Origin of the sequence: Priestia sp. YIM B13489 (genome assembly GCF_042787645.1) — a bacterium.
Taxonomy (GTDB): Bacteria; Bacillota; Bacilli; order Bacillales; family Bacillaceae_H; genus Priestia; species Priestia megaterium.
Genome location: NZ_JBHZOQ010000053.1, coordinates 4,722,501 through 4,734,718, shown reverse-complemented (window position 1 = coordinate 4,734,718; position 12,218 = coordinate 4,722,501). Strand labels below are relative to the sequence as shown.

At 38.8% G+C, this 12,218-nt stretch carries 18 protein-coding genes (1 of these 18 only partly in view); 16 read left to right on the top strand and 2 right to left on the bottom strand.

The window, feature by feature from the left end:
- The first annotated feature begins 186 nt into the window (after positions 1 to 186).
- The 15 genes from infA to ACFX4W_RS30045 all read left to right on the top strand — a co-directional run bounded on the left by infA (position 187) and on the right by ACFX4W_RS30045 (position 9,752).
- Positions 187 to 405 (top strand): translation initiation factor IF-1, encoded by a 219-nt coding sequence (gene infA, locus ACFX4W_RS30115; protein ID WP_010285101.1) that lies wholly within the window; start codon positions 187 to 189, stop codon positions 403 to 405.
- Positions 406 to 442: 37 nt separating this feature from the next.
- Positions 443 to 556, top strand: coding sequence for a 50S ribosomal protein L36 (rpmJ, locus tag ACFX4W_RS30110; RefSeq protein ID WP_003156543.1), 114 nt, complete (start codon positions 443 to 445; stop codon positions 554 to 556).
- Between the two features lie 24 nt (positions 557 to 580).
- A complete protein-coding gene (gene rpsM / locus ACFX4W_RS30105; protein WP_013054950.1) occupies positions 581 to 946 on the top strand; it encodes a 30S ribosomal protein S13 in 366 nt (121 codons plus the stop codon).
- A 23-nt stretch (positions 947 to 969) separates the two neighbouring features.
- Positions 970 to 1,359 carry a 30S ribosomal protein S11 gene (rpsK, locus tag ACFX4W_RS30100; protein ID WP_013054951.1) on the top strand — a complete coding sequence of 130 codons (390 nt, stop codon included), beginning with the start codon at positions 970 to 972 and terminating at the stop codon, positions 1,357 to 1,359.
- Positions 1,360 to 1,539: 180 nt separating this feature from the next.
- Positions 1,540 to 2,484: a DNA-directed RNA polymerase subunit alpha gene (locus ACFX4W_RS30095; protein ID WP_013054952.1), complete on the top strand. Its 945-nt coding sequence runs from the start codon at positions 1,540 to 1,542 to the stop codon at positions 2,482 to 2,484.
- Between the two features lie 44 nt (positions 2,485 to 2,528).
- Positions 2,529 to 2,891 carry a 50S ribosomal protein L17 gene (gene rplQ, locus ACFX4W_RS30090; RefSeq protein ID WP_013054953.1) on the top strand — a complete coding sequence of 121 codons (363 nt, stop codon included), beginning with the start codon at positions 2,529 to 2,531 and terminating at the stop codon, positions 2,889 to 2,891.
- Between the two features lie 138 nt (positions 2,892 to 3,029).
- Positions 3,030 to 3,869 carry an energy-coupling factor ABC transporter ATP-binding protein gene (locus tag ACFX4W_RS30085; protein WP_013054954.1) on the top strand — a complete coding sequence of 280 codons (840 nt, stop codon included), beginning with the start codon at positions 3,030 to 3,032 and terminating at the stop codon, positions 3,867 to 3,869.
- Complete coding sequence (locus tag ACFX4W_RS30080) at positions 3,845 to 4,714, top strand: energy-coupling factor ABC transporter ATP-binding protein (protein WP_162215143.1); 870 nt, start codon at positions 3,845 to 3,847, stop codon at positions 4,712 to 4,714. Before ACFX4W_RS30085 ends, ACFX4W_RS30080 begins: the two co-directional genes overlap by 25 nt.
- Positions 4,711 to 5,508, top strand: a complete 798-nt coding sequence (locus tag ACFX4W_RS30075) for an energy-coupling factor transporter transmembrane component T family protein (protein ID WP_280560682.1) — start codon at positions 4,711 to 4,713, stop codon at positions 5,506 to 5,508. The genes ACFX4W_RS30080 and ACFX4W_RS30075 overlap by 4 nt, the downstream gene beginning before the upstream one ends.
- Positions 5,509 to 5,526: 18 nt before the next feature.
- Entirely contained in the window at positions 5,527 to 6,267 is a 741-nt protein-coding gene (truA, locus tag ACFX4W_RS30070) for a tRNA pseudouridine(38-40) synthase TruA (RefSeq protein WP_013054957.1), read from the top strand.
- A gap of 156 nt (positions 6,268 to 6,423) precedes the next feature.
- Complete coding sequence (gene rplM, locus ACFX4W_RS30065) at positions 6,424 to 6,861, top strand: 50S ribosomal protein L13 (protein WP_013054958.1); 438 nt, start codon at positions 6,424 to 6,426, stop codon at positions 6,859 to 6,861.
- Between the two features lie 22 nt (positions 6,862 to 6,883).
- The gene (gene rpsI / locus ACFX4W_RS30060) at positions 6,884 to 7,276 is read left to right on the top strand and encodes a 30S ribosomal protein S9 (RefSeq protein ID WP_013054959.1); all 393 of its coding nucleotides are present in this window, start codon (positions 6,884 to 6,886) and stop codon (positions 7,274 to 7,276) included.
- 108 nt (positions 7,277 to 7,384) lie between these two features.
- Positions 7,385 to 7,810, top strand: a complete 426-nt coding sequence (locus ACFX4W_RS30055) for a DUF2521 family protein (protein ID WP_013081382.1) — start codon at positions 7,385 to 7,387, stop codon at positions 7,808 to 7,810.
- 70 nt (positions 7,811 to 7,880) lie between these two features.
- The gene (gene cwlD, locus ACFX4W_RS30050) at positions 7,881 to 8,588 is read left to right on the top strand and encodes an N-acetylmuramoyl-L-alanine amidase CwlD (RefSeq protein ID WP_043982704.1); all 708 of its coding nucleotides are present in this window, start codon (positions 7,881 to 7,883) and stop codon (positions 8,586 to 8,588) included.
- Positions 8,589 to 8,678: 90 nt separating this feature from the next.
- Entirely contained in the window at positions 8,679 to 9,752 is a 1,074-nt protein-coding gene (locus ACFX4W_RS30045; protein ID WP_034654900.1) for an Mrp/NBP35 family ATP-binding protein, read from the top strand.
- 38 nt (positions 9,753 to 9,790) lie between these two features.
- Here ACFX4W_RS30045 and ACFX4W_RS30040 read toward each other — a convergent pair whose 3' ends face one another.
- Both ACFX4W_RS30040 and gerD read right to left on the bottom strand, forming a co-directional pair.
- Positions 9,791 to 10,699 (bottom strand): LysR family transcriptional regulator, encoded by a 909-nt coding sequence (locus ACFX4W_RS30040; RefSeq protein ID WP_280560685.1) that lies wholly within the window; start codon positions 10,697 to 10,699, stop codon positions 9,791 to 9,793.
- A 187-nt stretch (positions 10,700 to 10,886) separates the two neighbouring features.
- Positions 10,887 to 11,516, bottom strand: coding sequence for a spore germination lipoprotein GerD (gene gerD / locus ACFX4W_RS30035; RefSeq protein ID WP_280560686.1), 630 nt, complete (start codon positions 11,514 to 11,516; stop codon positions 10,887 to 10,889).
- Between the two features lie 145 nt (positions 11,517 to 11,661).
- On the opposite strand from gerD, the gene ACFX4W_RS30030 reads away from it, so the two are divergent.
- Positions 11,662 to 12,218, top strand: the 5' portion of a protein-coding gene (locus ACFX4W_RS30030; RefSeq protein WP_043982702.1) for a KinB-signaling pathway activation protein. The gene runs 64 nt beyond the window's last position; only the first 557 of its 621 coding nucleotides appear in the window; its start codon is at positions 11,662 to 11,664; its stop codon lies beyond the right edge, outside the window.

The following is a 12,218-nucleotide window of genomic DNA, read 5'->3' as shown; positions in this document are numbered from 1 at the left end:
TAAACAGTAATTATCTAAATTCACGATGATCGTTTTTCGTCTGAATTGCTGTTAAAATGGTAAAGATGTATATTAGCGTCAATCATCTTGAATTTAATGATTACGATCTCCGGATGTTCAGAACAGGTTCTTTTTAAGTCGTTTAATGATAGCTTGTTACTGTTTCAAAGAAAGGAGAGCACTTTAATGGCAAAAGACGATGTAATTGAAGTTGAAGGTACAGTTGCTGAAACTTTACCTAACGCTATGTTCAAGGTAGAATTAGAAAATGGTCATACAGTACTTGCTCACGTATCAGGAAAAATTCGCATGCATTTCATTCGAATCTTACCTGGTGATAAAGTAACTGTAGAATTGTCACCATACGATTTAACTCGCGGTAGAATTACGTACCGTTTCAAATAAAACCTATGCACTCCGTACTATCAAGGAGGTATGAAACATGAAAGTCAGACCATCAGTTAAACCAATCTGCGAAAAATGTAAAGTTATCCGTAGAAAAGGTAAAGTAATGGTAATTTGTGAAAACCCTAAGCATAAACAAAAACAAGGTTAATCAATAAGGAGGTGCACTATTCATATGGCACGTATTGCTGGTGTTGATATTCCTCGTGACAAGCGTGTAGTAATTTCATTAACATACATTTTCGGTATTGGTCGTCCAACTGCTGAAAAAGTTCTAGCTGAAGCTGGAGTTTCTGAAGATACTCGCGTTCGTGACTTAACAGAAGAAGAATTAGGTAAAATTCGTGATATTTTAGATAGCTATAAAGTAGAAGGCGATCTTCGTCGTGAAGTTTCTTTAAACATCAAACGTTTAATTGAGATTGGTTCATACCGTGGTATCCGCCACCGTCGTAGTTTACCAGTTCGTGGTCAAAACAGTAAAAACAATGCTCGTACACGTAAAGGCCCACGCCGTACTGTAGCGAACAAGAAGAAATAATTAGTAAGGGAGGTCATTAACAGATGGCACGTAAAACTAATACACGTAAACGTCGCGTGAAAAAGAATATTGAAGCTGGTGTAGCTCATATTCGCTCAACGTTTAACAACACTATTGTAACAATTACAGATGTTCACGGTAATGCGATTGCTTGGTCTAGTGCAGGCGCACTTGGCTTCAGAGGTTCTCGTAAATCTACTCCATTTGCTGCGCAAATGGCTGCTGAAACTGCTGCTAAAGTTTCTATGGATAACGGAATGAAAACTCTTGAAGTTACAGTTAAAGGCCCTGGTGCTGGTCGTGAAGCAGCTATCCGTGCTCTTCAAGCTGCAGGTTTAGAAGTAACAGCTATTAAAGATGTTACTCCTGTACCTCACAACGGATGCCGCCCACCAAAACGTCGTCGTGTATAATTAATATGTATAGATTCTATTTCGTTGTCTATAATGATGATGGTGTAGAATTTATTCATGCAACGAAATGTTTTCCATTTGTTGTGCACATTCGGGAACTGTCTAATAGGGAATTTCGGTTAGGCATTTGAGAAATCAGCCGTCTAGCCGAGGTTTCGACGTTTTGAAGGAGGGTTTATATTGATAGAGATTGAAAAGCCAAAAATCGAAACGGTAGAAATCAGCGATGATAGAAAGTACGGTAAATTCGTCGTCGAACCACTTGAGCGTGGATATGGTACTACTTTGGGTAACTCCTTACGTCGTATCCTATTATCCTCACTCCCTGGTGCAGCTGTAACATCTATTCAAATTGAAGGTGTATTACATGAATTTTCAACAGTTCCTGGAGTTGTTGAAGATGTAACAAACATCATTTTAAACGTTAAAAAGTTAGCGTTAAAGATTTACTCTGATGAAGAGAAAACACTTGAGATCGATGTTAAAGGTCCTGGTACAGTAACGGCTGCTGACATTCAAGCAGACAGCGATATCGAAGTTCTAAATCCGGATCTTCATATTGCAACACTTGAGTCAGATGCTCATTTCCGTATGAGACTTACTGCTCGCACAGGTCGAGGTTATAATCCTGCCGATGCTAACAAGCGTGAAGACCAACCAATTGGTGTACTTCCAATTGATTCAATCTATACGCCTGTTACTCGCGTATCGTATTATGTAGAGAATACTCGTGTTGGTCAAATGACAAATTACGATAAGTTAACGTTGGATGTTTGGACTGACGGTAGCATCGAGCCAGAAAAAGCTGTTGCTTTAGGTGCAAAGATTCTAACTGAACACTTAAATATCTTCGTTAACTTAACAGATGAAGCTCAAAAAGCAGAGATTATGGTAGAAAAAGAAGAAGACCAGAAAGAAAAAGTTCTAGAGATGACGATCGAGGAACTGGATTTATCTGTTCGTTCTTACAACTGCTTAAAACGAGCAGGCATCAATACTGTACAAGAGCTTGCTAATAAAACAGAAGAAGATATGATGAAAGTTCGTAACTTAGGCCGTAAATCTTTAGAAGAAGTTAAAGCTAAACTTGAAGAATTAGGTTTGGGTCTACGTAAGGACGACTGATTATATCTACCTGTTTAACTACTTAACAAAGGAGGGGACCTCACATGTCTTACCGTAAATTAGGTCGTACAAGCGCACAACGCAAGGCGCTTCTTCGTGATTTAACAACTGATTTAATCATCAGTGAACGCATTGAGACAACTGAAGCTCGTGCAAAAGAATTACGTTCAACTGTTGAAAAAATGATTACTTTAGGTAAACGTGGAGATCTACACGCTCGTCGTCAAGCTGCATCTTACATCCGTAATGAAGTAGCTAACGAAGAAGCTGGTCAAAGCGCTTTACAAAAACTATTCAGCGATATTGCTACTCGCTACGAAGATCGCCAAGGCGGTTACACTCGTATCTTAAAAGTTGGACCTCGCCGTGGTGACGGTGCTCCAATGGTTATCATTGAATTAGTTTAATATTTTTAATACAGATAGAAAAGGGCGAGACAGTGTGTAACTAGTCGTTGCCCTTTTTTTATACCTAAAACTGGGTAAATAGCGTAAAAAATCAATGTAGGCAATGCTGCAATAGAAAAAGCTGAGAGGAAGATAGCGTTGAAAGAAATGTCTTTAGAGGTAAAAGATTTATGCTTTCGATACGATCCTGAAGCAGACCTAACATTAGATCACCTTTCTCTCTCTGCTTATAAAGGTGAATGGTTAGCGATAGCTGGACATAATGGATCTGGTAAGTCGACGCTGGCACGAATTCTAAACGGCCTTTTGCTACCTGAAAAAGGAACGGTTCGAGTGGGCGATACTCTTTTATCTGAAGAAACAATATGGGATGTGCGCAAGCAGATTGGAATGGTGTTTCAAAATCCAGATAATCAATTTGTTGGCTCAACCGTTCAAGACGATATTGCTTTTGGGCTTGAAAACAACGGGATTCCATTTGAGATTATGGAAAAACGTATACCTGAAGCAATCGAAATGGTCAATATGAGTGCTTTTCTGGATCAGGAGCCTCATCAGCTATCAGGTGGACAAAAACAGCGTGTGGCCATTGCGGGTATAATTGCCGTACAGCCATCTGTCATCATTCTAGATGAAGCAACATCTATGTTAGATCCTATTGGGCGAACTGAAGTACTTGAAACTGTTAGAAAATTAAAAGAAGAAAAACAACTGACGGTTATTTCAATTACTCACGATTTAGATGAAGTAGCAATGGCTGACAGAGTCGTTGTGATGAACAAAGGGAAGATCTATGCAACAGGTACTCCACGCGAAGTATTTGCATTAGGTTCCAAGTTAACGGATATTGGACTAGACTTGCCGTTTTCCGTTAAACTAAGCCATCGTTTTGCTTCCGTAGGAATTCCTTTATCAAAAATTCATTTAACAGATGAGGACTTGGTGGACGAACTATGGACATTATATTCAAAGAAGTAGAGCACCGTTATCAAGTTAATACACCATTTGAACGAATTGCTCTACATGACTTAAATTTAAACATTCAATCAGGTACATTTTTGGCTGTTATTGGCCATACTGGTTCTGGGAAATCAACAATCATACAGCATCTGAATGCCTTATTGAAGCCAACTGCTGGTGAAATTCAAATCGGTGAGCGCACCATTAAAGCCAATCGAAAAGAAAAGAATTTAAAAGCTATTCGTCAGCAAGTAGGCGTGGTGTTTCAATTTCCAGAACATCAGCTTTTTGAAGAAACGGTGGAAAAAGATATAGCTTTTGGACCAATGAATTATGGCGTTTCGGAAAAAGAAGCAAAGCAAAAAGCAAGAGAGCTTATCAAGTTAGTAGGATTGCCAGAAGACATTCTCGCTAGATCTCCTTTTGATTTGAGTGGTGGACAAATGCGTCGTGTAGCGATAGCAGGTATTCTAGCGATGAATCCTAGTGTGCTAATTTTAGATGAGCCAACTGCTGGATTGGACCCTAGAGGGCGTCAAGAAATTATGAATATGATTTATCGTCTTCATAAAGAAAAAGGCTTGACGACGATTCTCGTGACTCACAGCATGGAAGATGCAGCTATGTACGCAGATGAGCTAATTGTGATGAATAAGGGAACGATTGCGATGAAAGGGTCACCTAGAGAAGTATTTGGTCAGCATACGCAGTTAAAAGAATATGGATTGGATGTTCCAGAATCGCTTCGCTTTATGCTGAAGCTGCAAGAGAAATTTCAGCTTGAAGCATCGGATACGGTTATTACCTTTTCTGAGGTGGTAGAGAAAGTGCAGCACCTTATGCAGCAAGGTGAACGATTATGATGAACTCAATCATTATTGGTAAGTATGTGCCGGGTCATTCGGTTGTCCATCGAATGGATCCTCGGGCCAAGCTGCTTCTCGTATTTGCGTATGTATTAATTGTGTTTTTAGCAAATAATCCTATCGGCTATGCTTTTTTAGGTGTGTATACCCTTATGATAGTGGCCATGAGTAAAGTGCCCTTCTCGTTTATTTTAAGAGGGTTAAAGCCCGTTATGTTTATTATTATCATCACGTTTCTTTTGCACATTTTTATGACAAAGGAAGGTCCTCTTTTGTTTGAATGGGGATGGTTTTCTGTCTATAAAGGCGGCCTTATTCAAGGTGTTTTAATTTCCTTGCGCTTCTTGTTCTTAATTTTAATTACGACGATGCTAACTTTAACGACTACGCCTATTGAAGTAACAGATGGAATGGAAAGCTTGCTGAATCCATTTAAAAAGCTTAAGCTTCCCGTACACGAATTAGCTTTAATGATGTCCATTTCTCTTCGCTTTATTCCTACATTGATGGAAGAGACAGATAAAATTATTAAAGCGCAGACAGCACGAGGAGTGGACTTTAGCAGCGGCCCCGTTACGGATCGTTTGAAAGCTGTTGTTCCTTTACTTGTTCCTCTATTTATAGGTTCATTTAAGCGTGCTGAAGAGCTAGCTATTGCCATGGAGGCAAGGGGTTATAAAGGCGGAGAAGGGCGTACAAAGTATCGTCAATTGAAATGGGGAAGCATAGATACAATTATGCTTTTACTTCTGCTGGCAGTAGCAGTTGTTTTAGTGCTGATTAGAACGTAAAGATTGTTTGGTGAAATGATGAAACGTTTAAAATGTATAGTTGCATACGACGGCACACACTTTTCAGGTTATCAAGTTCAGCCCAATAAGCGAACTGTTCAACTGGAGATTGAAGCCGTTTTAGAGAAAATGCATAACAAAAAAGTTCCGATTTACGCCTCTGGACGAACGGACACAAATGTTCATGCACAGGGGCAAGTCATTCATTTTGATACAAACCTAAATATTCCATGTGATAAGTGGAAAAAAGCATTGAATTCAATGCTACCAGATGATATTGTAATGAAGAATGTATGTGAAGTTGATGCACATTTTCACGCCCGGTATGACGTTACTTCAAAAGAGTATCGCTATCATATTTTGCGCGGCGAAGATCGAAATCCTTTCACTCGTTCTTATGCATACCATTACCCTTATCCATTAGACTACTCAAAAATGAAAAAAGCCATCACATATTTACTCGGTACACACGACTTTACAAGCTTTTGTTCAGCGAGAACAGAAGTGGAAGATAAGATTCGTACGATTTACAAGATTGATATGTATGAAGAGAATAGTCAGCTTGTGTTTAGATTCGTTGGAAGTGGCTTTCTGTATAATATGGTTCGTATTCTTGTTGGAACGCTTTTAGAAGTGGGACAAGGCCGTATTGAACCAGATGCTATAAAAGATATTCTAGAAAGCAAATCACGTCCTCGTGCAGGAAAAACTGCGCCTTCGCAAGGACTATATTTATGGCGCGTTTTCTATGACAACTAAACCTGGTGTAACATTTTCTTGACATTAGTAGCTTAAAGATATAATATATCATATGGTATGTATTTTAACCCCACGGTTAGCCCCGGAAATTAATCGTGTTGAAATAGAAGGTTGAAATAATTTTATAATTGATGATGAAAATTAGGAGGGAAACTCATGCGTACAACTTTCATGGCGAAAGCAAACGAAGTAGAGCGTAAATGGTATGTTGTCGATGCTGAAGGTAAAACTTTAGGTCGTTTAGCAAGTGAAGTAGCATCAATCTTACGCGGTAAACATAAACCAACTTTTACACCACATGTTGATACTGGTGATCACGTGATCCTTATCAATGCGTCAAAAATCGAACTAACAGGTAAAAAATTAACTGATAAAATTTATTACCGTCACAGCATGCACCCAGGTGGTTTGAAACAACGTACAGCATTAGAAATGCGTACTAACTACTCTGAGAAAATGCTTGAATTAGGAATCAAAGGCATGCTTCCAAAAGGTAGCCTAGGCCGTCAAATGTTCAAAAAATTACATGTGTATGCTGGTGAAACACATCCACATGAAGCACAAAAACCAGAAGTTTACGAACTTCGCGGATAATTAATAAGAGGAGGTTATTATCTTGGCACAGGTACAATATTACGGAACTGGTCGTCGTAAAAGCTCTGTTGCTCGTGTACGTTTAGTACCAGGTAACGGTCGCGTAACAATCAACGGTCGTGAAATCGAAGAATACATTCCATTTGCTGCACTACGTGAAGTAGTAAAACAACCACTTGCTTTAACTGAAACTGTAGGTAACTATGACGTATTTGTAAACGTTAATGGTGGAGGTTATGCAGGTCAAGCTGGCGCTATTCGTCACGGAATCTCTCGTGCTTTATTAGAAGCAGACCCTGAATACCGTGGAACATTAAAACGTGCTGGTCTATTAACTCGTGACGCTCGTGCGAAAGAACGTAAAAAATACGGTCTTAAAGGCGCTCGTCGTGCACCACAATTCTCAAAACGTTAATTTTATATTACGTTTCAAGCCTTGGTCTTTCGACCAAGGCTTTTTTTATTTGTTGTTTGCGTATGAGACGAAGGCTTGTGCAGACAATATGTAAAAAAGGGAGGCGTTATGGTGAACGAGGTTACATATTTAAAAGAAAAACGTTATGAAAAAGAAATGAAATATGAACGCAAAGTCCTAAGAGAACTGTCGTTTGATTTACTTCAAGAGAGGCTGCGCCGTTATTTTCATCCCATGTTTCAGTGGAATATGCTAGGAGACGAACATGTGGAGGAGTACTGTCTTGATATTGCCATCGAATCATTTTTATTAGGTGCCCGGGTGAGTAAACGTGGTAAAGGCTACGAAGACTTTCAGAAGCACAGTAAGCAAGAAGAGTCTCTTTTAATTGATACATTGTACGGAGCCGTCAGCATGTCTGTAACAGATCTTTATCAAGACGGTCTGTATTATTTGTGTCAAGGATATGTGCAAGACTGGTGGAAAGAAGGTTATCGTACCGCAGAAAAAAGACGTCGGTTACGTTTGCATTAAAAAGTACTCATAATTCCCGTTCTTGTCCCATATAGAAATAAATAGGTGAGGCAAGAAGGGAAGGGATAAAATGTCTAAAGTAAAAATAATGAGCACAATTATAGCGCTTCTCGTTCTTTTTGTCATTGTACAATATCAGATAGATCATAGAACATCATCCGGTTCGCTTTCACTCCCTCTTAGCGGGAAAGTTATTGTACTAGATCCTGGACACGGCGGTGTTGATGGAGGAGCGGTAGGAGAGGATGAAGTGCTTGAAAAAGAAATAACTCTTAAAATTTCATTAATGCTTCGGGACTATCTACAAGAGCAAGGGGCACTTGTTATTATGACGAGAGAAAAAGACGAAGACTTAGCGGCCAAAGATACAAGAGGATACAGTCGCAGAAAAGTAGAAGACTTAAAAAATCGCTTAACGATGATTAATAAATCCAATGCTGATTTGTACTTAAGTATTCACTTGAATGCTATTCCATCCTCTGCGTGGAGAGGGGCTCAAACTTTCTATTACGGATCCCTAAAAGAAAACGAGCAAGTGGCCAAACTCATTCAACAAGAGCTAAGAAATAACCTGGACAATACGACTCGTGAAGCAAAAGCTATTCAAACTCTTTACCTTCTTAAGCATTCTAAGCCACCCGGTGCTTTGGTTGAAGTAGGGTTCTTATCAAATCCTACAGAACGTAAAATGCTTCAATCGAAACGCTATCAAAAAAAGTTAGCTGAATCCGTTTATGAAGGAGTCAGCCGGTATTTTACTGGAGAAAAGCCGAAATAAAAAGCATAGCATCCTTCTATTCAGAAAAATCTAATATGTATGATATACTTGATAGTATAAATAAATAGATTTTAACATGGTGGTGGGAGTATGCTAACGGAAAAGCAAGTAAAAGAAGTAGTAGGGGAAATTACAGATCCATTTTTAAATAAAAAACTATCAGAAACAGATGCGATTAAAGAAATAACAATTAAATCTGAAAAACAGCATATAAGCCTGAAGATTGCTGTTGCAAAAACAGGTACTAGTGAACAGCTGAGCCTTCAAGGCACAATTGTAGAAGAATTAAAAAAAGCAGGTGTACAGTCGGTTGGACTGCGATTTGTTGAGTTTACGCCTGAGGAACTTCAGCAGTACCGCGCTGAGCAGCCGAATACTGGCAACTTACTAACTAGTCCGAATGCGCCTGAATTTATTGCTATTGCCAGCGGTAAAGGAGGCGTTGGTAAATCAACAGTCTCTGTTAACTTGGCCGTTTCTCTAGCTCGTTTAGGAAAGAAAGTTGGTTTAATTGATGCTGACATTTATGGATTCAGCGTTCCAGATATGATGGGAATCACACAGCGTCCTGTAGTAGAAGGTGAAAAGATTATCCCAGTTGACCGTTTCGGAGTAAAAGTTATTTCCATGGGCTTCTTTGTAGAAGATAATTCACCTGTTATCTGGCGAGGACCTATGCTTGGAAAAATGTTGACAAGCTTTTTTACAGAAGTTGAATGGGGAGAATTAGATTATCTTCTACTAGACTTACCTCCCGGAACAGGTGATGTCGCATTAGACGTTCACTCTATGCTTCCTGCTTGTAAAGAAGTGATTATAACAACACCACATCCTACAGCGGCATTTGTTGCAGCTAGAGCGGGTGCTATGGCTTTGAAAACCGACCATGAGGTAATTGGAGTTGTAGAAAATATGGCCTACTTTGAAAGCCAGCTAACAGGGGAAAAAGAGTATGTATTTGGTAAAGGCGGAGGTCCAAAACTCGCTGAGGAACTTCAGACAGAGCTGTTAGGACAGCTTCCGTTAAGTCAGCCTGACTGGAATGAAGAAGATTTTGCACCTTCCATTTACGATGAATCGCATCGTTTAGGTAAAATATATGGAGAGATTGCAAGCAAGATTGCATTTATTTGCGAAAATGAAAAAGCAGCAACAGGAAAATAACGAAAAGCACGCGCTCGAACAGCGCGTGCTTTTTGCTATTATACAGAGAGTTCAATCTGCGCCTTTTTTAAATCAAATGCAAGGTTTTGTTTTAAGAGAGCTAAAAATGTTTTTCCGGCTGTACTTACGGTGTGAGACTGGTGCTTTAAAATGCCGATTGCAGGCCCCTCATGCAAGTCATGAATCGTTTTAACCACCACTTGATCTGGCGGAAGAGTTGCGCTTATTTGTGGAACAACGGCTACTCCTAAGTTTTCTTTTACAAAATACTGAAGTGTGCTAATAGTGCCTAACTGGACTTTAGCAGGCAGTTGGCCTGTTCGTTCAAAGATTAGCTGCTCAATTTTCTTTTGAACGGAAGAGTGCCCAGCTGTAATCAGCGTTTCGTGTATTAAATCTTTTGCAAAGATTGTTTTTCTTTTTGTTAGAGCATGATTGAATGGTAGTAGCAGCACAAGTTTTTCCGTTAGTAGTGCCTCAAATTCTATATCTCTGAACGATTCTGAGACAGTGCCAATCGCGAAATCAATTTCTTGATTGCGTATATGTTGATGAAGATGCTTTTCGTCTGCAACGAGTAAGCTAATTTCTGTGTTGGGATATCTTTTTTTAAATAATGAGAGAATGGAAGGCAGTCGACTGCTTGCTGTAGGCTCTGCAGCACCTATACGGATAGTGCCAGCTTCGCCTGTTGAATAATCCTTTAAGGTGTTATTTAGATATTCATATTCCTTTAGTAAAATATTTGCCCGCTCGTAAAAGATTTTACCTGCTTCAGTAAGTTTTATGCTTTTTCCTCGTTCTAAAAGCTTAAATCCTAGTTCGGATTCCAACTTTTGAATGTGCAGTGTAATGGTAGGCTGAGAGTACTTTAAATATTCAGCGGCTAATTGAAAGCTTCCTAAACGAACAATGGTTTGAAACGTTTTAATAACGCGAAATTCCATCGAATTCCCTCCTTTTGCTATAAAACGATTGTGTTAATTTCTAATATTTTACCATAAAGCTAAGAATTAAAGTTTACAATTCCAATAAAAATACTAAGTATTAAAAAATATAAAGAAGTTATTTAGGTTTTTTAATAAAAATAAATGACATAATTAAATACGCACCTCATATGAGATGCGTATTTAATCACTGCTGTTGCTGTTCTCCGCCTGAATCAGATCCAGAGGAAGAAGAACCACCATCGTCGCTGCTTTGTTTTTGTCCACCTTGTGTTTCTTCAGCGGCTTTCAAAAGAATGTCTTGAATTTTAGATTGATAAAGAGGGCTATCAAACGTTTCGGTCATAATCTTTTGTAAATAAGTGCGATATTCTTTACTCTTTAAAACAGTCAGTACTTCTTTTTCCATAGCCGGATCCTTTAAAACATCTTGAAGCATTCCTTGATATTCAGGATCTTTCATCAGTTGTTTGATGACCGTCTTATTTTCTTTTTCCAAACTTTTAGCAAAGCTTTCAGCAAACTTCGGATCATCCATGGCTTTTTTCCAAAATTCCACGCCTTTATCTGAGACTAGGGTTTGAGAAATTGTATCTTTTATCGCGCTTTGATCCATTAAAATATCTTGTCTAACAGAAGGGTCTTTCATAATTGCCTCGACTGCTTTTTTTCCTTCATCTGTTTTTAAAATATCAACAACCATTTTCTTTGTTTGATCATAATCCATACCATTGTTCTCTTCATCTTGCGGTGCACAGGCTGTAGCTAAAAGCATACACATTCCTATATAAATGAGGAGCATGAGTCGCTTTTTCATAGTAATGAGCTCCTTTCCTAATATGCTTACGCTTAATATGAGATAATCAAGGTTTTTTATTCATAAAAGAGCTCTAGATTTTTCAAAACGTGATTGGTACAATTTATGAAAAGGTACAATTTTGTAACTTATGGGGGAGATGGAAGTGAATAGTCGAAATTGGGTTCGTCTATTTCTAACCACGTTAGCTGTCGGGGGGATAAGTACAGCTTTTGTTGGATTTGCGGTGCGCTGGGGGGAATACGGTCACTTATTTCAACAAGGAAAGATAGGAGAAATTGTTGCTGTTTTAACATGGCTCGTAGGCGTAGGGTTTATTTTTAGTTTAATTAGTCAAATGGGGTTTTTTGCATATTTAACTATTCACCGATTTGGGTTGGGAATTTTTAAATCTGCATCACTTTGGAAATCGGTTCAAATTGTATTTGTTTTATTTGTATTATTTGACGTTGCTTATTTTCGATATAAGTTCTTTCAACAACCGGGAGAAGGCATAGGCAAGTATATTTTGTTAAGCGTTTTCTTGTTAGCGGTAGGGTTGTTAGTGGCGTATGCAAAGAAAAAGCAGACGAATAAAGAGGCTTTTGTACCAGCGCTGTTTTTTATGATTGTTGTAACGACAATTGAATGGTTCCCTGCGCTGCGAACGAACGAAGAAAGCTGGCTTTACCTTATGGTGTTTCCACTTCTAATTTGTAATAT